Here is a 22,421-nt window from a genome sequence, read left to right as displayed (position 1 = left end):
AACGATGGCCTCACCTTTACAGGCCGGAGACCTGCATATCCTCGGGCCAGGTGATGCTGAACTCGAAGGGGGTCTTGACCTCCTGACCGGGATTGAGCGTGTAGAGCCACTCGATGTACTTCTGCGAGTTCATCTTCAGCGTGTCGGTGTCCTCAGAGTAGTCGGGCTTGATCAGCTTGACCTTGATGTCCTCGTTCTGAGAGACGGGGAGCTGGTCCCACACGACAAGCTCGATCTGGCTCTGCTTGTTGTTCTTGAGCTCAAACTCGTAGCGGTAGGTCATGGTCTTGCTGCCGCCAAAGATTCCGGCGGTGCCCTCCTTGCGCTCAAGAAGCTTGCGCTCGACCTTCACGCCCTGGTCGATGCCGAGCCAGGTCCAGAACTCCTGCCCCGGCGGCACGAGGTCCACCTGGGCGTTACCGACGAAGCTGCCGTCGAGGTAGATATTACTCGGGCCGGGCAGGAAGGCGTAGTCGCTGGTGTTGGTAACCTTGGTCTTCAGGTAAACGTGCGGCGAAAGCTTCGGGACGGCCGAGTAGCGGTACTGCCCCGGGAAGGTCTGTGTGGTGATCGACACGCGCACCGGCTGGTTATCGCTCGGGATCGAGGCCGTATTGGGAATCTGATACACCACGGCGGTCGCCCCACTCTGCACCGTCGCCTCGGCCACACGCATAGGCTCGGGAGCGGAAGCCACCTCGGCATCGGCAAAGGAGTCGGACTCCATCATCTGGCGCATAGCGTTGCTCTGCGGAGCAGCGGCCTTGGCCTCGTAGAGACGACCGGCTGCGACGGGCATCGGCTTAAACTCCTGCACGAACCACGGGTGCAGCTCGGGCTCGCGGCCGCCGATCTGCGGCTGCGCAGTGGAGAGGCTGAGCTGCACGTCCGTCCAGTCCTCGCCCGTGCTCTGAGTGACGCTGCCGTACCCGGCGATGGTGACCTGCTTCGAGTCGGTGTTGGCGCGGATGTCGTAGCTCGGCGACCAGCGCGGACCATAGACGATACTCGTCAGGTCAATAGAAACGGCTCCCGGCTGATCCATGGAGACAACGACCTTGGCGGTGTTGCTCTGCTTGCGGGCGCTGGCGTTGAGCTGGGCGATCTCGCGCCGGAGCTGCGAGATTTGCTCGTTCACCTCGCGCTGCGAGGCATCATTAGCGAGCTTGGTCTCGTCGATTTTCTCCAGCTGTGTGTTATAAAAAGTCAGCATCTCGGTCCACGCCACGGCATCCATCGGGGCAGGCTCGCTGCCGTCCTTCGGGGTCGTGGTGACGCGGCCGATAATCGCTTCAAGCGCCGTCCGCCGGTCCTTGAGGCGAGTCGCCGTCATGTCGAGCGCGGTGGCCTGCGTCTGGGCCTTTTCGAGCTCGTCGGTCAGCTCCTTGAGTTTGCCCTCGGGCAGATCGGTGAGCTGGCGCGTCTCAAAGCGCACGTCCTGCAGGGTGAAGCCACCGGTGCCGTCCACCTGAAGGCTGCCAGCATCGGTGCGGGCCGGCAGGTCTGCAAAAATGAGCGTGTGGGTGCCGGTGTCGAGCTCGAGCTTTGCCTCGCGGACAAGCTCGGCGCGATCCGCAAAAACGGTCACGGCGGTGAGTTGAGAATCGAGGATACGCTCTTCGGCGGCAGAAACAATGAGGGGAGCCGCAAGGGCGGCGAGGGCGAGAGAAATCGATCGGGTCATGGGCATGGAGACAGTGTATAACGAATTAGGTTCATAAAGTTAAACCGCAAATACGGTAAAAGTTTCGTGAAGATGCCCAGGCACGACAAATAACAGAAAAAATAACATCCACGCCGGAAGAGGTCCGAGCCTCCCACAAAAAAAACGCCCGGCAAACTGCCGGGCGTTTCGTAAGGTGTTTTCCAGATCGCGAAATCTTAGAGGCGGGAGATCAGCAGCTCGCGCTCGAAGATCAGCTCCTTGGGCAGGTGGTCGAACAGCTGCAGGAAGAGCTCTTCGTGCTGCAGGGTCTGGAGCTTCATCTTTTCGCGGTCGAAGCCCATCAGCTCGGTCCACTGCTCTTCAGAGAAGTCCAGGCCGCGCCAGTCGAGGTCCGAGTAGCGGGGCATCCAGCCGATCGGGCTTTCCTTGGCGAAGCCGCGGCCGTTGGCACGCTCGACGATCCACTTCAGGACGCGCATGTTCTGGCCAAAGCCCGGCCACAGCCACTTGCCGTCAGCGTTGCGACGGAACCAGTTGACGTGGAAGATACGCGGGGTTTCGGCGAGGCCCTTGGCCATCTTCAGCCAGTGGCGGAAGTAGTCACCCATGTGGTAACCGCAGAAGGGCAGCATGGCCATCGGGTCACGGCGGAGTTCACCGGCCTTACCTTCGGCAGCGGCGGTGCGCTCGGAGCCCATCGTGGCGCCGAGGTAGACACCGTGGCTCCAGGTGAAGCTCTGGAAGACGAGCGGGATGTCGCTCATGCGGCGGCCACCGAAGACCATAGCCTTGATTTCCACACCGTCGAGGCGCTCCCAGTCGGAGTCGATGACGGGGCAGTTACGGGCCGGAGCGGTGAAGCGGCTGTTCGGGTGCGAGGACGGACGGCCACAGTCGGGGGTCCAGTCATTACCCTGCCAGTCGATGAGGTGCGCGGGGGCTTCCTCGGTCATACCTTCCCACCAGACATCGCCGTCGTCGGTCAGAGCGACGTTGGTGAAGATGGTGTCCTTGGAGCAAGAGTCCATGGCGCTCGGGTTGGTGTCGTAGGAAGTACCGGGGGCCACGCCGAAGAAACCAGCTTCCGGGTTGATAGCGCGGAGCTTGCCATTGGCGTCGGGCTTGATCCAGGCGATGTCGTCACCCACGCAGGTGACCTTGTAGCCGTCCATTTCCTGCGGAGGAATGACCATCGCGAAGTTGGTCTTACCACAGGCACTCGGGAACGCAGCGCTGACGTAGGTCTTTTCGCCGCTGGGCTCTTCCACGCCGAGGATGAGCATGTGCTCAGCCATCCAGCCTTCGTCGCGAGCCATGGTGGAGGCGATACGCAGGGCGAAGCACTTCTTACCGAGCAGGGCGTTACCGCCGTAACCGGAGCCGTAGGACATGATTTCGCGGCTTTCGGGGAAGTGGGTGATGTAAGTGTTTTCCGGGTCGCAGGGCCATGCAGAGCTCTTCTCGCCATCAGCCAGGGGCTGACCAACGGAGTGCATGCAGGGGACGAAGAAGCCGTCCTTACCGAGGACGTCGAGGACCTTCTGGCCGATACGGGCCATGATGCGCATGTTAACGACAACGTAGGCCGAGTCGGTCAGCTCAACACCGATCTGGGAGATCGGGCCGCCAACGGGACCCATGCTGAAGGGGATCACGTACATCGTGCGGCCCTTCATGCAGCCGTCGTAAAGGTCCAACATCTTGGCACGCATCTTGGCCGGGTCTTCCCAGTTATTGGTAGGACCAGCGTCATCCTTGCTCACGGAGCAGATAAAGGTGCGGGACTCGACGCGAGCGACGTCGCGGGGGTCAGAGCGGAACAGATAGCTGTTGGGGCGCTTCTCGTCGTTGAGGCGGATACAGGTGCCGGCTTCGACCTGTTCGGCGAAGAGGGCGTCGGCTTCTTCCTGGGAGCCATCGCACCATTTCACCTTAGCAGGCTTGCAGAGCTCGACCATCTTGTCGACCCACGCAAGCAGAGCGGCGTTTTCGGTTTTCGGTTGGGATTCTGTGGCAGTACTCATGATTAAGTTAGTTGCGGTCTGTCGTAAAATTAAAAAAACTAATCCACAAAAACTGAAATGTATAGCAACACTAATTTGCCATCAGGCAGCCAATCCGAGACGGATCGGCTAATTACGCACCGGCCTAATTGGGTACATTTGAAATACTAATAATAAGCCCAATCGGGCTCAATAATAAAAAGTCCCTAATGCCACGCCCAAGACCAGCACATGGGATTAGCTATTTTCACTGGGACAGGCGAAAACAGATCCGTGTTCCTCCACGTGGAGGAACGTCATAAAGATGGCACAATCACTGCGCGCAAGGCGTGGTCGAACAACCCCGGAAGCAGTCTTGATCAGCGCTTAAAAACGGGCGAAACGGTGCGGCGCTGCCCCGGCTCCAGCTCAATCGGCTCACCGTCGGCAGGCGTTTCGTCGTTCTTGTAAATCTGGCAGGAGATGGGCTCATCACCCTCGGGAGCGGTCCACTGCCATTTACCGATTTCCAGAAACTCCATCGGTACCCCTTCATTGGGAGACAGCCCCGGGCCGTTTCCGCGGATGTAGGGCTTGTTACCGATGCCGATTAGCACCTGGGCGATAAGCACCGTGGAGCCTTTGGGGCTCTTGCGGGGCTTCTGGCGCGGAGGCGGCAGGTCATCCATCAGATTGGGCTGCGAAGGCTCTTCTGCCACCGGGCGAGCATCCGTAAAGATGGGGCCATCGTCCTCGGGCTCGGATTCCTCTTCGGCCACTCGTACAGCGGCATCCAGCGCCTCTTCCTTTTCCTTGAAATCTTCGGGAACGTCCTCGGCACCCTCAAGTGCCTCCTCAGCGGAGCCGGGCTCAGCCACGGGTATATGGTCCTCGGCGAGCAGGCCCTTCTCGGGCTCGACGTCTTCGTCCTCCCCGACTTCATCCGGGAGGTTATCGCCTGCGACAAAGCCTTTCTGGGCCTCAGCAGCGGCTTGCTGGTCGGCCTCGGCCTCCAGTACCGCCGCCTCATGGACGACTGCGTCGAGCGCTTCGTCCTTTTCTTCGAAATCTTCGGATACGTCCTCGGCACCTTCGAGGGCTTCCTCAGCAGAACCAGGCTCGGCAACCGCAATGTGATCCTCGGCGAGCAGCCCCTCTTCCGGCTTAACCGTCTCGTCTTCCCCTACCCCGTCCGGGAGCGTGTCTCCGGGCTCGAGCTTAACCGGCTTTTCGGGAAGGTCCTCTTCGGGCATGATCAAGCCGTCCACCTCATCCTCAGAAGCCTTTTCCAAATTCGCATCCTCCACTTCGGAGACGGAGGGCTCGACCACTTCGTCCAGTTCTTCGTCAACATCAGGCAGGAGGTCCTTCGCGGGCGCAGTACGCCCCGCTGCGTCACGGGCAAGCTGATACTGGATGTGCTCAAGCTGACCAGCCAGCGCGGTGAGGGAAACCTCGATGCCGCCGACGAGGGCGGCGGTGTCATCCGCAGAGGCGACGCTGTCGAGAGCCGTTGCCACATCCTTGCGCAGCGCCTCGACGGAAGCAGTCAGGGCCTTGGTCTCCTCGCTGTCTGAGCCGTCCGTGGGCTGGTGCTTCTCCAGACGCTCGACGGCCTCGGATGTTTTGGCCAGCGCCTCTTCCGAGCGATCCGTCTGGCGGGCAATGGTGGCTGCGACCTCGTGGATCTCAGCCAGCACACGCTCGATGCGCTCTGCGTTTTCGAGGTTCGCCTGACTGCGATCGTACTCGGCCAGGTTCGCCCGGATTTTAAACTCAAGGAAGAACGGAATGAACGCCAAAACGCCCCCGAGCCCGATACAGACGACCACCCAGAAAAACTGCATGGGAGCCATGGGGCCCTCGCCGCTAAAGGCGAATATCACGCCCAACAGGACGAGAAGGACGTCGGCGACAATCATACTGATCTTCTGTAGCCGGAAATTGTTGAGGTCCTCCATAAGCTAAAGCTGAGGCACAGCTTGTATGATAAACTTCCGGCTGACAAGACCCTAGTGGCAGGTGCGTGTCCGCACAGGACACTCATGGGGCTCTGCCCCATCGCTCACTGCGTTCGCGGCCCCGACAGGACAAAGTCGTGCACCTGTGATCCTGCGGATCACCCCTTGGGATTTTCAGGATAAATGCCATCTGTAATTCCCATAGAACAGGTATGCTCTTACCCCTAAGTGGGGCGACCCCGGAAAAAGATGATTCAAACGGTCTTAGTGCCGCAGCAGAAACCAGCCGATCCCTCCGGCGATGAGGATGAGCAGCGCCGGGTTGATCTTGCGCAGGAAGAGGATGGCACACACCGCCAGCGTGATCCCAATGGTGACCGCGTTGTGCTCCAGCGTCTCGCGGAGGTTAAAGGTGCTGGTCTTGCCGATGGAGTAGACACCGCCCAGCATGAGGCCGATCGTGACCGGGGCCAAGCCCTTCTGGACGGCTGCCCGCCAGGGGTTGTCTTTGAAATAGTCCCAAACGACACTCGCCCCATAGGTCAGGAACGACGAGGGCGTGTAGAACGCCAGTAACGCCACCACGATGCCCAGTGGGCCGGCGGCTTTCAGGCCGATCAACCCCACCAGGGAGAGGTTCGGGCCCGGCGCCATCTGCCCGAGACTGTAAATAATCCCAAAGGCCTGCGGCGTGACCCAGTGGTTCACCGCCACCGCCTGATGCTGCATGTCGGGAAGCACTGCGCTCCCTCCACCTATAGCCGAAAGCGAAAGAACGGCGAAGACGTTCGCCAGATGGACGAGGTCGTTCTTCATGCCTTTTTATGGGCTCGTGGCCGGTAATACATGATGGCGAAGGGCGCTACCACGAACAGGACGATGATCAGCGAAATATGCAGAATGCCCGTGAGGACAAAAGTGATGATCACGAACAGCAGGTCCACCGGCTTCAGGAACTGCTTGGCCCCGATCTTCAGGGTCACCTGCAAGAGCAGGCCGACGGCAGCCGCAGCCACCCCGGCCAGCAGCGCCTTGACCTCGGGGTTTTTCTCAAAGTGGATGTAAAGGTAGCCCAGCCCGACCAGAATGGCGGCCCCGGGGATGATGATCCCGAGTGCAGCGGCCACAGAGCCCAGCGGCCCTCCGAGCCGACGCCCGCAGATGATGGAGACGTTGACGGCGTTGAGCCCTGGCAGGGTCTGCCCGATCTCAAGCGCGGCCAGAAACTCCTCGTCGGTCATCCACTCTTTGGCGGTGACGACCTCCTCGCGCACGTAGGCGACGAGCCCGCCCCCGAAGCTGGTCAGCCCGATGCGGAAAAAGGCGGCGAAGATCTTCAGCCAGCCAAGTCTTTCAGTGGGTGGCACTGGTGTTCTTTTCGAATTCATAGACCAGCGAGGTCTTGGTGGTGTTCAGGGTGACCCAGGCGTAGGCGTCGAGCTGTAGCTGCTTGTAAAAAGCGTCGGCACGCGCCAGCCCCTCGGGGTGGACGTCTTTCTCGTCATCGAACTTGATCTGGAAGGCGTACTCGCCGCAGATCGACTGCCCGCTCTGGCGGTTGCGCCAGATGGAGACCGTGGTCTTGGCCTTGACGCCGTGCCCGAAGTCGAGCTTCCCGATGTTGTCCTGAATCTCCGTCACCGGGTTATCGTTGACCATAATGACGGGCGCGTCCTTGTCGGCCTTGGCGCGCTTGATGTCCGGGAAATAGGTTCGAAGGGTCTGCACGGTCAGCGCCAGGTCTACCCGCGGCATGGCCAGGATGCAGTTGTGGGAGTAGATCGGGCGCATGCCTCCGAGCGTCTCGCGCAGCGGGAGGAACTCCTCTTTGAACTTGATGCGGGCCACGCCGACCGAGGTCTTGGGCAGGACATTGATCTTGGCCGCCTCCTCGAACTCCGGGTGGCGGAACTTGACCGTCAGCTCCGGCGTGGAGCAGGCCCAGCCGTTTTTATAGGGCGTGCGCAGGCGCACGATAAAGTGGTTCTTGTACAGGTCGAAATCTGCCGTGTCGAAAAACAGGATCTCGCGCACCTGGCTCTCGAAAGCGTTCGGGGACATCTTGATGCCGATGTCGAACTTCTTGGCCGTAGTTTTGACGATCTTCCAAAAAGTCTGGAAAGACTCGGGCGTGGTTAACTGCCCGGCCTGAAGCAGCATCTTGTACTGCTTGAACTGGATTTTGTCCTGGGACTGGGACTCGCTGGGAAGGTCCGGCTTTGACATAAGGGCTGCGATTAGCGGGTGAGAGAATGTCGCTGCGGCATACAAGGTGCGCAACAGCCAGAATACGAAAAAGATAGAGCAGGGCCGAACGAAACCGTCAAACGCAAATATCCAAAGGTATCCGATTTAAGTTTAGCCCACCCCACCCCTGCTCATGCATAAGCAACGGTATTTCCCGGCCGGATACCGTAGCCCAGCACGGTGTCCAGAGACAAAAAGAGCGCAGAACCTTTCTGGCTCTGCGCTCGGGTAAAGTGCGATGAAAAGGACTTAGCGCGGGACCTCGACGAAGCCTGCCTTGCGCCAGACTTTGGAAAGTGTCTTGTAGGCGCGCTTCTGGGCGGCAGCACTGCCGTCCTTGAGCACGCCCAGGAGGTAGTCCTTGTCGTTGCGGATGGCCTCGTAGCGCTCGCGCACGGGCGTGAGCATTTCGACGACAGACTCAGCGACTGCACCCTTGAGGTCGGCGTAGGTCTTACCGGCGAAATCACGCTCAATGACCTCGATCGGCTGGCCGGAAGCCGCGGAAAAGATATGCAGCAGGTTGGTGATGCCGGGCTTGTCCGCACCGGCGCGGATCTCGCTGCCCGAGTCCGTCACGGCGCTGCCGATCTTCTTGCGAATCGTTTTGGCATCATCGGTCAGGTAGAGGGTGCCGTTCTGGTTCGTATCGGATTTCGACATCTTGGACTCCGGCGACTGGAGCGACATGATGCGCGCCCCTGACTTGGGGATGTCTACCTCAGGCACCTTAAAGGTCGGCGAGTAGGTCTCGTTAAACTTCTGGGCGATGTCGCGGGTGATCTCCAAGTGCTGCTTCTGGTCCTCGCCCACGGGCACGCGGTCGGCGTTGTAGAGCAGGATGTCCGCGGCCATCAGGACCGGGTAGTAGAGCAGCCCGCTACCGATAAAGCCTGAGCTGCCAGCGTCCTGCTGCTTGCGGGACTTGTCCTTGAACTGCGTCATGCGCTCCAGGCGGCCTAGCGGCGTGAGGCAGCCGAGCACCCAGGTCAACTCGGCATGGCCGGTGACGTGCGACTGCAGAAAGAGGTGGCAGCGCTCCGGCTCCAGCCCACAGGCGATATAGGTCGCGAGCAGATCGAGCGTGTTATTGCGCAAATCGGCCGGGACATACGGCACCGTGATCGAGTGCATGTCCACGATCCCAAAGTAACACTCGTAGTCATCCTGGAAACGCACCCAGTTCTTGACAGCCCCCAGGTAATTACCGAGATGGAGCGTACCGGTGGGTTGCGCACAAGTGAGGATAACAGGTCTGGCAGCAGGTTGTTCAGCCATCTTTAAGGGAAAACGCTCCGGGGCTGCCCGGGGCAAGTTCTTTTTCTAAATATTTAGGGCCAGCGGCCTATGCGCACGCCATAAAAGCCATAGCGAGGAAATAGCGGAGTTGGAGAAAAGCCCCACCGAATAAACGGAAGCTGGCACATGCGCCAAAGCGCGCACCCTCTCCAACCGCTGGTTTAGTAAGGTCTACCGAGCTTGTAGTGCGGGTTCCAGTAGCCGTTGTTATCGGTCGGCCCAAACCAGCCAACGGTGTACTTGCCGTTGCTGTCGCCATAGACGTTGTGGCTGGTATCGGAGTCATTCGGCTCCTCCAGCGTGACGTGCCCGTCGCACCAGGCCACCAGCGCCTTGCCGTTAAAACGGAAATGCACGGTCGGTGTCAGGGCCTGATCCAGCTCCCCGTTATCCAGGCTGTAATAAGGAGCAGAAAGGTAGGTCTCCACCACTCCACCATCTCTGACCAGTGCACTGGAGGTAAACATCACAGTATTGGCCGGATCGATCAGCGAGTTGGGATTATTGGGGATCGTCTCTGCCGACGTTGTCTCTTTAACAGCACCAGGTCCAGGGGGGCCGTTACTCGCGCTGCTCGAGCTTGATGTGGTAGACATTTTAGCAGGATCGTTCCCGAGGTAGAAAGCATTGTAGCCGTAGCCACCGGTCCCCTTGTCAAACTGCGCCCCCTCGTTCTCTTCGAGAATCTGCTCCATGACCGGGCACTTCCGTACCGAGCGATCCTGCCCGAGGTACTGTGTCAGGTACCCATCGTAGCCGACCCAGTTATTGGCGCTGAGCCGCTTACCATGCCAGCGTACGGTATCCGAAGAATTCTCGGCCTTGGCAAAGCGTCCGGTCTCAGCCACACAGGCGTAGTTAGCCGTCACCAGCTCACGGATGTTAGACATGGACTTCGAGGTCATGGCGCGTTGGCGGACGCTGCCCACGACATTAACGACTATAGTCGCTAAGATAGCCAGCATGGCACTGGCCGCCAGTAATTCGATCAGTGAAAATGCGGGACGATGCTTTTGTGTCTTCATTATTCGTCAACGGTCTCCACCCGTACGCGATAGAAACGGATGGAATCAACGGCCATATCTGTGAAGCTGACTTCCTGCCAGACATCGAGATTGGCCTGCGTGTGACGAGACTCAGTAGATACAGACGACACGAGAATTCCCGTATCGGAGACAACCGGATCGGAGAAAGCTTCAGCCCTGGCAACTTCGTGCCAGTCGGGGTCGGTCAGGCTGTCGGTAGCTTCCACGATGTAAATAATGTCACCATTACGGATGTCGCGCGAGAAACTAATCTTCGGATGTCCGTCCACCATCATCAAGCGAGGTAGCCCAGAGACATCGGGGACTTCGGGGTCCATGTCGAAAGCGTATTCGAGCAGGTTACTGACGCCATCGCCGTCGTCGTCGCCATCACGGGCATATCCCTGCCCATTGCTCCAGTCAGAAAAACTCCGTGCCTGACCAATGGCACCAATGGCATCTAGGTCAAAGCCGCCAGCGCCCCAATACCCCGTCAGAAATGGATCATAAATGGGGTTATCCTCTGAATCGAGCTGATTGCCGTTACCGACGATGTCCACAATGCGAACATAACGGATGCTGTTCAGGTCAACCAAGCCATTCACGACATTGTCCTCTCCGCTCAGAGTTGAGAGGTCAAAAGGTGTACCCCAGCAGTCCCCCTGGTTGTTCACGTGCTTACCGGCGAGGTTATAGACGCCGGTCGGATCAAGTGATGCGTACGGGCCTAAATAGGCAGTATCGGGAGGCAACTCGGTCTGGGAAATGGAAGGGAAACGCGCGAAGTTTACCCCGTCGGAGGAAACTTCGACATAGGCGAGCTCAGCGTAGACACCCCCTACCCCTTCACCGGTATTTCCAGCATCCGGATCCGTAATAGGTGTATCTGAAAGAATCGCATTTTCGAAAACAACGAAGTCCGCGCCCGGCACATCACGCACCTCTTTTGAGAAGTAAAGGGTGACATGCCCCGGCTCGGCATTATCATTACTGCCGGTCCAGTCTCCCAGCGAGCAGACATCATTGATGTTGTCTGCGGTGACGGGGCCGTACGCCTCAGAGACATACCACCAGTCAGAGCTGAGATTAGTCATATTCGGGCTGTACTCGTATCCAGAAGCTACTTCGTCATCCTCTGTATATGCAGAGACCCACCCGGTGAAGATCGGGTTCACGTAGTTACCGAAGTTGATAGCCGTGTTTCCGTTCTCGTCCTCCAGGGGCACCTTACCCTCCCCGGCGGGACCGACAAAGCCGGGCACCGGGGCGTCGTAGGTATTGTCCGGGTCGTCCATACCAAGCGAATAGTCCCCGCCGTAAACCAGCGGGGACATTAGTGCCGACAGCAACAGGGCCGACACACTTATTCGTTTCCAAACCACCATAGGTCTTATTCCCTCAACCTACTTTACGGCGGCGGTAAAGTGTAAAGAGCAGCATGGCGACACCGCCCAGCAACGCATAGGTCGATGGCTCGGGGACGCCCGGAGTCAGTACGGAAATACCATCCTGATTATAGAGTGTATAATATAAATCTTCTCCGACTGCGTAGAGCATAACAATGGAGGACCAGCCGCTACCCTCTGCGATGGAGTCGCCTGCGTATTCTTCAACCGAGGTGCTGCCGTCGCCGTAGTAGTCGTTGGCGGTGAAGTAAATATTTCCATCGGCGTCTACCGTGGTTCCCCCACCCCAGCCGTCGAGCGTACCGTCGAGTATGTCTGCATTGCTCAGGTCCAGCGCGGACCAGCCGGAAGTGTCGGCCAGAAAGCTGTCGAGCTGGGCGGTGCTGAAGTTGATCAGCGCATCGCCACCGCTCACACCGGAAGTGCAGAACACCAGACCGGAATCAGCAAAGGCAATCTGGGAGGAGTAACCGCCCACCGAGGCGAAAAGCGTTGTCGCACCGCTATCGGTATCGAGCAGGTAAATCGAATCCCCAGCCATGATGAAGGCTTCGGTGCCGTAATAAGCCATGCTGTAGTTGCTGTTCACGCTCGTCAGATTCTGCCAAGTACCCGTGGAGGAGTTGACCTTGTAGATGCGCATATCGGTACCGCCACCGTTGTAGAAACCGACGTACACGGAGCCGTCCACACCGTACTCGACCCACTGGACTGATACGTTTGCGTTGTTAGTATAGCCGTCCGAGGGAGTGCCCAGATCGTTGATCTGACTGCCGCTACTGACCGAGTACTGCTTGAGGCCGCCACCGGTCCAGCCATAGACATAGGCTGAGCCCGAGCTCTCGTAGGCATCGTAAGCGGTAAAGGTGTGCCCGGTGAGCACGGTCGATACAGAATAACCCGGAGCAGGTGTAATATCCGCTTGTACGCTCGTGGCCGCCAGCGACGCGGCCAAAACGGATAGTAAACAGAATTTGCGTAGCATGGAGGCAAAAAACACTTTTTGGCACAGGACTGTCAATATGAAAAATGAGCTTTGCAGATAGTTTTATTTGCCTAAGGTGAAGGCATAACGCCATCAAGCATGCACGGAAAAAGGAAAACCAAACAGCGAGATGCGATTATCAGCACCCTCGAGCAGGCCCAGCGTCCCCTGAGCCTGGATGACATCCTCAGCTCTGCGCGTGAAGACTGCCCGGGGCTGGGCCAGCGCACGGTTTTTCGGAACCTTGCTGAGATGATCAAGGAGAACCTGCTGATCCGGGTCAACTTCCCGGGGCAGCCGGTACGCTACGAGCTCCCGAACCCCGATGGCGGGCACCACCCGCACTTTATCTGTCGGGAGTGCAACCAAGTCTTTGTGCTGCCCGGCGAGACCCCCGAAGTCCTGGACAAGATCGAGCAGCCGCCTGAGTTTCAGTTTGAGGGCGAGGAGGTCGTCGTCTTCGGGCGCTGCGTCAAAAAGCTGTGCCCGCTCAAGACTGAGAAGGATCTGACGTCTTGAGGCTCTGCCCTGCCTCCAATCGATCCAAATGCTTCTGAAGCTCATTGGAGCGCAGAGGCTTGGTCAGAAAGGCGTTCACGCCCGCCTCGTGGCACTCCTGCTTGAAGTCCTGAAACGCGCTAGCCGTGAGGGCAATAATGTAGGGTTGGCTCTCACGCGGGAACTGCTCCCGGATGCTGCGGGTCGCCTCCAGCCCGTCCATTTCGGGCATGTGCATATCCATGAGGATGACATCGTAGTGCCGCTCGCGCATGGCCTCCAGCACTTCGAGCCCGTTGTTGGCGATGTCCGCCGAAAAGCCCATCTTCTTCAGCAAGAGGCCCGTGACCTTCTGGTTCACCTTATTGTCCTCTGCCATCAGGATGTTTAGCCGGGGAGTCCCCTCCGTATCCGGGTCCGCACTTGCAGCACTGGGAGCGCTCTTGGGTTTGAGGCCTGTTGATACCGGTAAGGTCGTCAGCCTGACAGCATCGGCCAGGTGCTTAGACAATGTCGTCAACCGATACACCGGCGCCAGCGCCAGCTTGAACAACTCATTGTAGTCCGAGCCCAGGCGCGTGTTATTGGCACGCAGCAAGACGAGGCAGAGCTTATTCTCGTAAATGTGGTTCAACTCCCCAGCCAACTGGCACACATCGTACTTCTCCAGATCCTGGGCAATCAGTGCCAGGTCGGCTTTTCCGTTCAGTTTGGACCAGGCCAAGCATTCGGGCGCGCACGTGAAAGCCTCGACGATCATCCCGAGCTGGGCAAGCTGCCGGGTATAGTATTCACGCGAAAGTTTGTGGCTTTCGATGATCAGCGCCGTCTTGCCCTTGAGGGCATCAGTATCGGGACCAGCGGCCACCGGCAGGGCAACCGGCGCAACTTTGAGCGGCATATAGACATGGAAGACCGTCCCCTCCTCGACAACGCTATCGACCCAGATTCGTCCGCCCATGCGCTCAAGCAGCTTCTGGCTGATCACGAGCCCCAGACCGGTCCCGCCATGACGACGTGTGGAGGACGTATCCAGCTGGCTGAACGATTTGAAGAGCCGCCCCATCTGCTCCTGCGAGATACCGATCCCGGTATCGTGCACATCGAGCGAAAGGTCGTGATACCCTTCGTCATTGAGGGTCGAACTGACGTGGATGGAGACCTCTCCCTCTTCGGTAAACTTTACGGCATTACCGACCAGATTGAAGAGCACCTGGCGAATACGTGTGGCGTCGCCGAGGAAGGTCTCGGGCATCCCCTCTGCCAGCTCATAGGCCATCCGCAGGCCTTTTTCAGCGGCCTTGGGGCCCAGCAGCTCCAGCGTACCCTCCACACAGTCGCGAATGTTGAATGGGGCCTGCTCGAAGTCCATGCGCCCGGCCTCGATCTTGGAGAAGTCGAGAATGTCGCTGATGATCGCCAACAGCGACTCACCACTGAGCTGAATCGTTTCGACATAGTCGCGCTGCTGCGCCGTGAGGTCCGATTCCAAAAGCAGCCCCGTCATCCCCACGACGCCATTCATGGGAGTCCGGATTTCGTGGCTCATGGTCGCGAGAAATTCGCTCTTCGCGCGATTGGCAGCGTCGGCATCGGCCAGAGCCTTGCGCATCTGCTCTTCATGCTTGATACGCTCGGTGACATCCTGGATCAAGGCCACGGTCTGAGGCTCACCATCACCGGTCTGGATGCGCATACTCTGGATCGTCACGAAGACACGCTCCCCATCCTTGCGGACGAGCTCCGTTTGCAGCGGGCCATAGCGTCCCTCTGCTCGCAGGCGAGCGCGCTCCCGGTCGACCTCATCCATCTTATCCGCAGGCACGACGTCGCGGTAGGAGTGGCCGACTAAACCACCCTCGGGATACCCGAGAATGTTCGTAAAGCTTTGGTTGGCATTCTGGAAAACACCGTCCATGTCCTGCACGACCATGCCGATGGGTGACAACTGGAAGATCGCACGAAAGCGCTCATCGGCGACCCGTCGTGCGACCTCTTCGAGGTTACGCTTGATGGCCGCTCCGAGGTTTCGGGCAGAAGCACCGATAATCGCCCGCTGCTCCTCGGTCCAGAAGCGGTTCACCCGGCAGTCTTCCAGCGCCATGAAGCCCCAGCAGGTCTTGTCGAAAACGATCGGGCAGCAAAACAGTGAGCGGATACCGTAGGCAGCCAGGAACTGCGACTCGGCGGGATTGGCCCCTGTCTGAGAGCCCAGAACATCACGCCCCTCCAGAAAGCCCGCGTACCAATGCTCAAGCTTAAGGGAGCTGTAGGAGAAGCGCGTGAACGTATCGTCCTGCATGTGGGAAACGATCCCGCTGCGCACCCACTCGTAGGACTCGCCTGCAATCGCCTGCGAAGGAGGAAGCCCCGGTGGCTCATGCTCCATCAGGTAGACACGGTCCACACCGGAGGTTTTCCCGACCAGGCGCAGAGCTTCATTGATGGCGACATCGAGGTTAGACTCGCTCAGGATCACGCGGTTCATCTCCGCGATGGACTTGAGCAGCTTCTGGTTATACTCCAGCTCCTCAAGGGTCTGCAAAGAATGGCGGCGAGCCTGATTCTTGACCGCTTCGGCCTTGATCAGCACAAACTGAATCCAGGCGGCAATACCACCGATGAATGCGCTGAGAATCAGGGACAGAATAATGCCGCCAACCGCTACGCCGCCTTCGGCCCCCATCCGCTCATCATATGCCTCGACGGGCAGATCGACACAGGCCAGTGCAACGCTCTCGCCCTGCGAATTAAAAATCGGTGCCAGGCCTGTCATAGACGTGCCGAAGCGATCCGTATAGGGCTTGGTCGTAGAGTAGGCACCCTCATTGTTAATGTCCTCAATGGCTTCACGGTCTGCGGGAGAGTAGTTACCCGCGAAGTGCTCCATCATCGGCACCACTTTGAGCTGGTAGGGCTTATGCGTCAGCCGCTGCATCTTCTGGGAAGAGTCCAGGACGATGTCGTAGCCTCCCCCCTCCGTCGGCACCATGGTATACACACGCTCAATATCCGGTGCCGCATTATGAAAAGCGATGATGGGCTCCAGTAAGAGCTCATGAACAAAACTCCCCTGCTGCTGCGGAGAATGCAACTGCTCGTGCTTATCACCGTCGATCTGTGCGGCTGCCAGGCGCGCCAGGCGCTCAAGGTCGGCCCGAATACTTGAGAGTTGCGCACTACGCCCCTGGTAATACACATAGGCCACGACGATGCACCCGACCGCAAAGATAATCCCGGCGACCAGCAGACCTAGCGTAGCAGGCCCAAAACGGACCTCAGTGTTTTTGCGTTTCAAAACCAAAGGTATGTATCGGTAAAAAAGCGTAAATATTTAGTGGGGGTATATACCTTATTTTATGGCATACGACCCCAAATTCAAGCCATAGCTAGAAGATACAATCGTTTATAAAATTCCCGTACATGGATAAATTTAAACACTTTCGCCTCTCCTTGGCAATCGATGCTGTCCGACAAGCTGCATTTTTATGTGAGCATGTGCGCGAGACACTGAGCGCCACAGATACCCAGTCCAAAGCCGACAAATCGCCGGTCACAGTCGCCGACTATGGAGCACAAGCTCTTATCCTGGAAAAGCTTAAAGCGGGAGACCCGGACACGCCCGCCGTTGCCGAAGAGGATGCGGACAGCCTCCGGTCCCCGGATACGGCCGCTCTGGCCCAGCGCATCGAGCAGGAAGTCGAGCGCATCGTACCGGGATTCAGCCAGACTGCGATTTTAGACGCCATCGACCGTGGTAACTATACCGGAGGCCCCGAGGGAGCCTTTTGGACCCTCGACCCAATTGATGGCACTCAGGGCTTTTTACGTCAGGACCAGTACGCCATCGCTCTGGCCCTGATCGAAAACGGCCAGCCCGTACTCGGCGTGCTGGGCTGCCCAGCCCTCCCCGGCCCCTCAGGCCAGACGGGCTGCATCGTGGCCGCCTGCCGCGGAGCGGGGGTACGGATTTATACCCTCGAAGGCGAAGACTATACCTCCGTCAAGGTCTCGGCGACAGCCTCACCCAAAGATGCCCGGCTCTGCGAATCTGTCGAGAGTGGCCACTCCCGGCATGACTGGGCAGCGGCGGTCTCAAAGCATCTGGGCCTCTCTCTCCCATCCCTACGGATGGACAGCCAATGTAAATACGCTGCTGTCGCACGCGGGGAAGCCGACATCTACCTGCGCCTGCCGACACGCCCCGGCTACGAGGAGAAAATCTGGGACCACGCTGCCGGGGCTCTCATCGTCGAGGAAGCAGGTGGCACGGTCACGGATATTGACGGCAAGAAACTGGACTTCGGCGCAGGTCGTACTTTGCGGCACAATCAGGGGATCATCGCCAGTAATGGACGTTGGCATGAGCAAATCGTCTCAGCCGTAGGAGCGGAGGCTCCCGATCAAGCCTAATGGCTTTGTTGGTATTCTGCCGGCAGTTCGCAGATGCAGCTGCACCCGGCTTTTGATCAAGGCTCTGTTAACCTGATGACGCAGGCTAAATCAGAGCCAAGCCAGGTAATCACTGGTCCAGCTCGACAGCGATGGCATCGACAGCTTGCGGATGCTCATCCGCTTGCGCTTTGTGGCTGATAACTGCACCAATCAGAAAAGCGATGGCCACAGCAATAGAAAGCAAGATGCCGGGCGCGCTGATTTTATTTCTGACAATCTGAATCATACAGGGAATATGTTAGGAATCCATAAAGGACAACCGGGGGCGATTCTCATGCGGAAAGGCCTCTTCGAGTAAGGGCGCGCGCGGACGCGCCATCACTGAGGGACTGCGCGTGAGCTGCCCGGTGTTACGCCGCACATGGACGGCGCGATCATCCCAGAGTTCCACCATGTCCATATCGACACGGTTCGTGATTTCCAGTTCTCCGATTTTGTGCTTACGCAACCATTTGAGAATCGGAGGGTGAGACTCGGGCAAGGATGCCCGGGCCGTTACAATTTTGACCTTATACCCGGCAGCAAGCCAGCGCTGGATACGCATCCGCATCATCGGGATCGGCCGACCCACGTGGCGGAGGCCTTTCCAGCTCTTGAAACGGGCTAAAGTACCATCCAGATCCACCCCGATCCATGCATTCTCATGGGCAGGAGGCAGCACCTCGGTAGACTCCAGGAGGGCCATCAGCTTCGATGGCCGGCCTGTCAGCCGCTGGAATAAGGTTTTCATGAGGGGAATAAAAACAGGATGGTCGCAAAGCCTTGAGAGCGAGGCAACTTGCAGGAATACACCCTAATTCTATGCACTAAGACTATGGATATGCCGAAGTAGAGGCAAGCTTGAAATCACAAACAAGACACCCTACACACCAGAATAACAACGACTTATAAAATGACTTTTGAAAATTTTCCGTCACACGTATATCACAACTACAACTATAAATAATTATCCAATCAGGCTTATAAAGTAGAGCGTGATAACTCACGTAAACCCTGCTGTTAGAGGTTTTTGTGGGGATTCACTTTGCAATTCAGGCACTCCTGGCCTACCAAGTTTCACTATGCCAAGCAGAACGGTTGAGACCACCATCCGTAACATTTACCTACTGGCCGAAAAACACACAGGCGGCGCGCTCACTGTGGATCAAATCGCCAATAGCCTTGAGGTAGCCCCCGCCACGGCATCCTCCATCATAAACGGGCTGTCCGAGGCCAAGCTGGTCGAGGTGGGAAATGATCAAACGGTTCGCCTCACTGAGGAGGGGCACAAACTGGGCATCGGCATGGTGCGTCGCCATCGCCTGCTGGAGTACTTTCTGGTCGAGGTGCTGAAGATGGACTGGAGTGAGGTCCATGAAGAGGCCGAAGCCCTCGAGCACGCCGTTTCCGAGCGGCTGCTTGAGCATCTTGATACTTTTCTCGGGGAGCCGCGGTTCGACCCGCACGGGGATCCGATCCCCACCCGAGAGGGCCACCTGCACGCCCGCCACATGTCGCAGCTATCGCTGCTACCTCCTGGCCAAAAGGCCAAAGTGGCCCACATCGCTGACCAGCAGCCGGATTTCCTGGGCTTTTGCCGTCAATTAGGGCTCCTGCCCGGTACAGTCGTATCGGTGTCAGAGGGACGCAGCCCCACCGGCATCCTAAAGCTTGAGATATCTGGCCGCCCGGCTCAGCAGGTCGGCATCAGCGACGCGAAAAAGATCTGGGTGGAGCATTAATCCCCCGCCGGGCTCCCATCACCTGGCTCCCCAGTCAGGTGACAAGGAACAAAATGGCGCCACGCCAGACCTAAAGTTAGGCAGGACACACCAGGCAAGCCCTGCCAAAGACCTACGATCAGGCCTATCAACGGGTATTTGCCACGGCCCAAAGGCGCATGGATAAAGGAATCTTTATTCAGTTTGGCAATTATCCCAACTATCAGTTGATTTTCTGGGTCAATTAGATATTCTATTCCTAATCCAAAACCTTAGCACGATTAATCCTTTGAACCCGTAACGAACTTCTTTCTGAAAAATGGCTGAGCAGCAGAACGAAAAAGGCATCAGCCGGATCGACTCCGGCTCTACGCACGGCTGGTTCGTGCGGGGCTACCGCAACGGTAAGACCTACTCCCGCCTCTTCAGCGACAGAAAATGCGGCGGACGCGATGAGGCCTGGCAAGCTGCCCTCTCCTACCGCGACGAGCTTTACTCCAATCTGGAGAAGATCCCCAGTAAACCCCGGGAACGCCGCATGGTCTACCGGGACAGCCGGAATACTACCGGCATCCTCGGGGTCAGCCGCACGCGCAAAAAAGATGCCCAGGGGCGGGTAAGCGAATGCTACTCGGTCAGCTGGCGGCCCAAGCCCGGTCAGCAGAAATGCACCTCGTTCTCGATCCGCAAGTACGGGGAAAAGAAAGCCTTTGATCTGGCCGTCTCCCTGCGCAAGCAGAAGCTGCGTGAAATTTACGGCCCTTCAGTCATACGGCGCATCAATCAGCGCGCCCGTAAAAAGGGCGAAAAGTCCATGCTCTAGAGCAGGCCCCGGGCACGACGTACCGCTGCCGTCTGGCAGACTTGCGCCCCTACTGACCGAATTCGCGCGAGGCCATCGCGGCACCAATGATGCCCGCACGATTCTCCAGAGTGGCGACCTTAACCGGAGTATCCACCTTCAGGTGCTTGAGGAACTTGTCTTTCTTCTTGGCCGCCCCACCTCCGAGGATGAACACGTCCGGGTTCATGACCAGTTCCATATTTTTGAGGTACTCGGTGAAGCGGACCGACCACTCCTTCCAGCTCAGGTCGTCACGCTTGCGGGCAGAGTCCGCTACCAGTGTTTCAGCATCCTGAGCCTTGCCTTCTTTTTTCAGGTTCAGGGTTACGTGCCCGAGTTCTGAGTTGGGGATCAACTTCCCCTCGTAAAACAAAGCGCTGCCGATACCGGTCCCGATGGTGATGACCATGGCGAGGCCCTTCTCATCCTTACCCACGCCAAATCGCATCACAGCCAAGCCGGCAGCATCGGCATCATTGATCACGACGGCTGGGCTCCCGACTCGGTCACTTACGGCTTTAGCCAGATCAGCGCCGATCAGGGATTTATCCAGATTGGCGGCGGTGTAGGCGATGCCCTTGCGCATGACGCACGGGAAGCCACAGCCGACTGGCCCCTTCCACTCGAAGTGCTCAGCGATCTGGCCGATCGTATCGACCACCGCCTCCAGCGTAGCTGGCTTGGGGGTGGCGATCCGGAAGCGTTCCCCCAGCATTTCACCCGTGTTTGTATCCACCGGGCTGCCTTTGATTCCCGATCCTCCAACGTCTATACCAAGAACCTGCATAGCTGTGGCTTTATGTTTGAAAACTTTCCTCCCGAAAACGAGTCTAAAAACAAGAGGCACACTAAAAGATGTCAGAACCTGCTCTCCCTCCCAGGCTAACAAGCCCCAAAGACCATGCGACCGCACTGGCTCTGTGCGTCACCCTCGGCAGCTTTGGCGTACACCGCTACTATGTCGGGCGTATGATCAGCGGGACCCTGCAACTGCTGAGCACACTGGTCTGCTGCGCAGCTGGTATCGGCTATGGATGGGCAGCCTACAAGGAAGGAAATCTAATCCTAGCCCTGTTCTGCATCCTCGCCATGATGGTTTTAATAGCGATATGGCCTTTAATGGATTTCGTACTGCTAAACAAAAATCGCTTCGTCGATAATCAAGGCAGACCTTTGCTCGTTGCCTGATTTTCGCCCCCCAATCGCCGCTGAAGCCTATTCCCTATTGGGTTTCGGTTGGGTTATTTTGCTTGCCAGCATCTAGGCTACAGGGTAGTGTGGGGCACTATAATTCGAAAACCAATCATCTACCTGCACCATGATTAAGAAACTCATCTGCCTAACCGCGTTCGCGGCAACCTTTCTCTCTCTCTCTCTACATGCCGAAGAGTTGAAAAAGGGCACCATTAAGGCTTTCCTCGTCAAAGGTGACGATGTGAAGCTGGTCCTTAAATCCGGCCAAGAAGTCCCCCTGAAGCGAGGCGATGTGTTCAAGGATGGCACAAGCGTCAAAACGGGTGAAAAATCGACCGCCGTCGTTATTCTTTCCAATGGCTCCTCAGTCCGTATCGGGCCTGAATCAGAAGTCGTCTTTAACAAAGTCGAGCAGGCTGCCTTCGACCCCTCCAAGGGCTCGTACCTGACTCTGACCGAAGACCCGAGCCAGTCCCGCACTGACCTGAAGCTCAAGAACGGTAGCATCGCCGGTGAAACCAAGCACCTCACACTCGCCTCCGAGTATGTGGTCGGCACCCCGATCGGCTCGGCCGGTATCCGCGGTACGACCTTCGGCGCCAAGGTTTCCAGCGCAGTGGTTGACGGCGTGGTCGTCTACACCGTCACCTTCTCCAAGGGTGAAGGTACTGTGACCTTCGAAGCCGGCCCCGCTGGCGAAGGTACTTCCGGTGAGCTGGCCGACGGTCAGGAAATCACCATCGAGGGTACCATTAACGAAGAAACCGGCACGATTGACATCGAAAGCGTTTCCTCTCCGGAGCCGATCAGCCCTGAGATCATGAGCGACCTGCAGGATCTTGAGAATACCCAGCAGGACATCAGCGAACCGGAAAGCAATCCTGTCGCGGATGACGGCAACACCGGTGGCGAAGAAGGTGGCGACACCGGTGGCGAAGAAGGTGGCGACCCCAGCGGTGAATCTGGTGAAGCTGGCGGCGAAGGCGATGCTGGCGGCACTGAAAACTCCGGCGACAGCCCCGACTCCAATAGCAACAACACTCAGGGTGGTCCCAACGTCACACCGAACCCCGGTGAAGTCATCTCTCCGACAGGAGGTTGAGCGAGCGCTGAAGATTTAACTCTGAACGACTTTCAAGCCCCGGCATTTGCCGGGGCT

At 58.0% G+C, this 22,421-nt stretch carries 20 protein-coding genes; 6 read left to right on the top strand and 14 right to left on the bottom strand.

Going from position 1 to position 22,421, the window contains the following annotated elements:
• Positions 1 to 16: 16 nt before the first annotated feature.
• From K0V07_RS10320 to K0V07_RS10275, 10 genes are all read right to left on the bottom strand, one after another.
• Positions 17 to 1,690: a mucoidy inhibitor MuiA family protein gene (locus tag K0V07_RS10320; protein WP_220621308.1), complete on the bottom strand. Its 1,674-nt coding sequence runs from the start codon at positions 1,688 to 1,690 to the stop codon at positions 17 to 19.
• 191 nt (positions 1,691 to 1,881) lie between these two features.
• Entirely contained in the window at positions 1,882 to 3,690 is a 1,809-nt protein-coding gene (locus K0V07_RS10315) for a phosphoenolpyruvate carboxykinase (GTP) (RefSeq protein WP_220621307.1), read from the bottom strand.
• Between the two features lie 338 nt (positions 3,691 to 4,028).
• Positions 4,029 to 5,609 (bottom strand): hypothetical protein, encoded by a 1,581-nt coding sequence (locus tag K0V07_RS10310; protein WP_220621306.1) that lies wholly within the window; start codon positions 5,607 to 5,609, stop codon positions 4,029 to 4,031.
• 264 nt (positions 5,610 to 5,873) lie between these two features.
• Positions 5,874 to 6,425 carry a chromate transporter gene (locus K0V07_RS10305; protein ID WP_220621305.1) on the bottom strand — a complete coding sequence of 184 codons (552 nt, stop codon included), beginning with the start codon at positions 6,423 to 6,425 and terminating at the stop codon, positions 5,874 to 5,876.
• Positions 6,422 to 6,976: a chromate transporter gene (locus K0V07_RS10300; protein ID WP_220621304.1), complete on the bottom strand. Its 555-nt coding sequence runs from the start codon at positions 6,974 to 6,976 to the stop codon at positions 6,422 to 6,424. The genes K0V07_RS10305 and K0V07_RS10300 overlap by 4 nt, the downstream gene beginning before the upstream one ends.
• On the bottom strand, positions 6,963 to 7,835 hold the full coding sequence (locus K0V07_RS10295) for a hypothetical protein (protein ID WP_220621303.1): 873 nt from the start codon (positions 7,833 to 7,835) through the stop codon (positions 6,963 to 6,965). The genes K0V07_RS10300 and K0V07_RS10295 overlap by 14 nt, the downstream gene beginning before the upstream one ends.
• Positions 7,836 to 8,105: 270 nt before the next feature.
• On the bottom strand, positions 8,106 to 9,134 hold the full coding sequence (gene trpS, locus K0V07_RS10290; protein WP_220621302.1) for a tryptophan--tRNA ligase: 1,029 nt from the start codon (positions 9,132 to 9,134) through the stop codon (positions 8,106 to 8,108).
• Positions 9,135 to 9,316: 182 nt separating this feature from the next.
• Positions 9,317 to 10,180: a type II secretion system protein gene (locus K0V07_RS10285; protein WP_220621301.1), complete on the bottom strand. Its 864-nt coding sequence runs from the start codon at positions 10,178 to 10,180 to the stop codon at positions 9,317 to 9,319.
• Positions 10,180 to 11,514: a hypothetical protein gene (locus K0V07_RS10280; protein ID WP_220621300.1), complete on the bottom strand. Its 1,335-nt coding sequence runs from the start codon at positions 11,512 to 11,514 to the stop codon at positions 10,180 to 10,182. The genes K0V07_RS10285 and K0V07_RS10280 overlap by 1 nt, the downstream gene beginning before the upstream one ends.
• Positions 11,515 to 11,578: 64 nt before the next feature.
• Positions 11,579 to 12,571 carry a PEP-CTERM sorting domain-containing protein gene (locus K0V07_RS10275; protein WP_220621299.1) on the bottom strand — a complete coding sequence of 331 codons (993 nt, stop codon included), beginning with the start codon at positions 12,569 to 12,571 and terminating at the stop codon, positions 11,579 to 11,581.
• A gap of 99 nt (positions 12,572 to 12,670) precedes the next feature.
• On the opposite strand from K0V07_RS10275, the gene K0V07_RS10270 reads away from it, so the two are divergent.
• A complete protein-coding gene (locus K0V07_RS10270; protein WP_220621298.1) occupies positions 12,671 to 13,090 on the top strand; it encodes a Fur family transcriptional regulator in 420 nt (139 codons plus the stop codon).
• On the opposite strand, the gene K0V07_RS10265 is transcribed toward K0V07_RS10270, so the two are convergent.
• Positions 13,062 to 16,367 (bottom strand): ATP-binding protein, encoded by a 3,306-nt coding sequence (locus tag K0V07_RS10265; protein WP_220621297.1) that lies wholly within the window; start codon positions 16,365 to 16,367, stop codon positions 13,062 to 13,064. The two genes, K0V07_RS10270 and K0V07_RS10265, sit on opposite strands and share 29 nt — an antisense overlap.
• A 125-nt stretch (positions 16,368 to 16,492) precedes the next feature.
• Here K0V07_RS10265 and K0V07_RS10260 point away from each other — a divergent pair, with 125 nt between their 5' ends.
• Entirely contained in the window at positions 16,493 to 17,482 is a 990-nt protein-coding gene (locus K0V07_RS10260) for a 3'(2'),5'-bisphosphate nucleotidase (protein ID WP_220621296.1), read from the top strand.
• A gap of 109 nt (positions 17,483 to 17,591) precedes the next feature.
• Here K0V07_RS10260 and K0V07_RS10255 read toward each other — a convergent pair whose 3' ends face one another.
• Together K0V07_RS10255 and K0V07_RS10250 are read right to left on the bottom strand one after the other, a co-directional pair.
• Entirely contained in the window at positions 17,592 to 17,750 is a 159-nt protein-coding gene (locus K0V07_RS10255; RefSeq protein ID WP_220621295.1) for a hypothetical protein, read from the bottom strand.
• Positions 17,751 to 17,762: 12 nt separating this feature from the next.
• Positions 17,763 to 18,254, bottom strand: coding sequence for a hypothetical protein (locus K0V07_RS10250; RefSeq protein WP_220621294.1), 492 nt, complete (start codon positions 18,252 to 18,254; stop codon positions 17,763 to 17,765).
• A gap of 331 nt (positions 18,255 to 18,585) precedes the next feature.
• Here K0V07_RS10250 and K0V07_RS10245 point away from each other — a divergent pair, with 331 nt between their 5' ends.
• Together K0V07_RS10245 and K0V07_RS10240 are read left to right on the top strand one after the other, a co-directional pair.
• Entirely contained in the window at positions 18,586 to 19,245 is a 660-nt protein-coding gene (locus K0V07_RS10245; protein WP_220621293.1) for a metal-dependent transcriptional regulator, read from the top strand.
• Between the two features lie 298 nt (positions 19,246 to 19,543).
• Positions 19,544 to 20,047 carry a hypothetical protein gene (locus tag K0V07_RS10240; RefSeq protein WP_220621292.1) on the top strand — a complete coding sequence of 168 codons (504 nt, stop codon included), beginning with the start codon at positions 19,544 to 19,546 and terminating at the stop codon, positions 20,045 to 20,047.
• A gap of 49 nt (positions 20,048 to 20,096) precedes the next feature.
• On the opposite strand, the gene K0V07_RS10235 is transcribed toward K0V07_RS10240, so the two are convergent.
• Positions 20,097 to 20,855, bottom strand: a complete 759-nt coding sequence (locus K0V07_RS10235; RefSeq protein ID WP_220621291.1) for a polyphosphate--glucose phosphotransferase — start codon at positions 20,853 to 20,855, stop codon at positions 20,097 to 20,099.
• A 68-nt stretch (positions 20,856 to 20,923) separates the two neighbouring features.
• Between K0V07_RS10235 and K0V07_RS10230 the strand changes: the two genes are divergently transcribed.
• Together K0V07_RS10230 and K0V07_RS10225 are read left to right on the top strand one after the other, a co-directional pair.
• Positions 20,924 to 21,256, top strand: coding sequence for a TM2 domain-containing protein (locus K0V07_RS10230; RefSeq protein WP_220621290.1), 333 nt, complete (start codon positions 20,924 to 20,926; stop codon positions 21,254 to 21,256).
• Positions 21,257 to 21,386: 130 nt separating this feature from the next.
• On the top strand, positions 21,387 to 22,364 hold the full coding sequence (locus K0V07_RS10225) for a FecR domain-containing protein (protein WP_220621289.1): 978 nt from the start codon (positions 21,387 to 21,389) through the stop codon (positions 22,362 to 22,364).
• The last annotated feature ends 57 nt before the right edge of the window (positions 22,365 to 22,421 follow it).

It is taken from the genome of Ruficoccus sp. ZRK36 (assembly GCF_019603315.1).
Classification (GTDB): Bacteria; Verrucomicrobiota; Verrucomicrobiia; order Opitutales; family Cerasicoccaceae; genus Ruficoccus.
Note: the sequence above shows the minus strand (reverse complement) of the source record. Positions and strands in the feature narration are given on the sequence as shown.

Coding starts and splice junctions, on each gene's coding strand:
- K0V07_RS10235 (WP_220621291.1), bottom strand. CDS start 20,855: ATGCAGGTTCTTGGTATAGACGTTGGAGGATCGGGAATCAAAGGCAGC.
- K0V07_RS10295 (WP_220621303.1), bottom strand. CDS start 7,835: ATGTCAAAGCCGGACCTTCCCAGCGAGTCCCAGTCCCAGGACAAAATC.
- K0V07_RS10230 (WP_220621290.1), top strand. CDS start 20,924: ATGTCAGAACCTGCTCTCCCTCCCAGGCTAACAAGCCCCAAAGACCAT.
- K0V07_RS10250 (WP_220621294.1), bottom strand. CDS start 18,254: ATGAAAACCTTATTCCAGCGGCTGACAGGCCGGCCATCGAAGCTGATG.
- K0V07_RS10225 (WP_220621289.1), top strand. CDS start 21,387: ATGATTAAGAAACTCATCTGCCTAACCGCGTTCGCGGCAACCTTTCTC.
- K0V07_RS10245 (WP_220621293.1), top strand. CDS start 18,586: ATGCCAAGCAGAACGGTTGAGACCACCATCCGTAACATTTACCTACTG.
- K0V07_RS10280 (WP_220621300.1), bottom strand. CDS start 11,514: ATGTCCCCGCTGGTTTACGGCGGGGACTATTCGCTTGGTATGGACGAC.
- K0V07_RS10305 (WP_220621305.1), bottom strand. CDS start 6,425: ATGAAGAACGACCTCGTCCATCTGGCGAACGTCTTCGCCGTTCTTTCG.
- K0V07_RS10285 (WP_220621301.1), bottom strand. CDS start 10,180: ATGAAGACACAAAAGCATCGTCCCGCATTTTCACTGATCGAATTACTG.
- K0V07_RS10315 (WP_220621307.1), bottom strand. CDS start 3,690: ATGAGTACTGCCACAGAATCCCAACCGAAAACCGAAAACGCCGCTCTG.
- K0V07_RS10255 (WP_220621295.1), bottom strand. CDS start 17,750: ATGATTCAGATTGTCAGAAATAAAATCAGCGCGCCCGGCATCTTGCTT.
- K0V07_RS10240 (WP_220621292.1), top strand. CDS start 19,544: ATGGCTGAGCAGCAGAACGAAAAAGGCATCAGCCGGATCGACTCCGGC.
- trpS (WP_220621302.1), bottom strand. CDS start 9,134: ATGGCTGAACAACCTGCTGCCAGACCTGTTATCCTCACTTGTGCGCAA.
- K0V07_RS10270 (WP_220621298.1), top strand. CDS start 12,671: ATGCACGGAAAAAGGAAAACCAAACAGCGAGATGCGATTATCAGCACC.
- K0V07_RS10310 (WP_220621306.1), bottom strand. CDS start 5,609: ATGGAGGACCTCAACAATTTCCGGCTACAGAAGATCAGTATGATTGTC.
- K0V07_RS10275 (WP_220621299.1), bottom strand. CDS start 12,571: ATGCTACGCAAATTCTGTTTACTATCCGTTTTGGCCGCGTCGCTGGCG.
- K0V07_RS10260 (WP_220621296.1), top strand. CDS start 16,493: ATGGATAAATTTAAACACTTTCGCCTCTCCTTGGCAATCGATGCTGTC.
- K0V07_RS10320 (WP_220621308.1), bottom strand. CDS start 1,690: ATGCCCATGACCCGATCGATTTCTCTCGCCCTCGCCGCCCTTGCGGCT.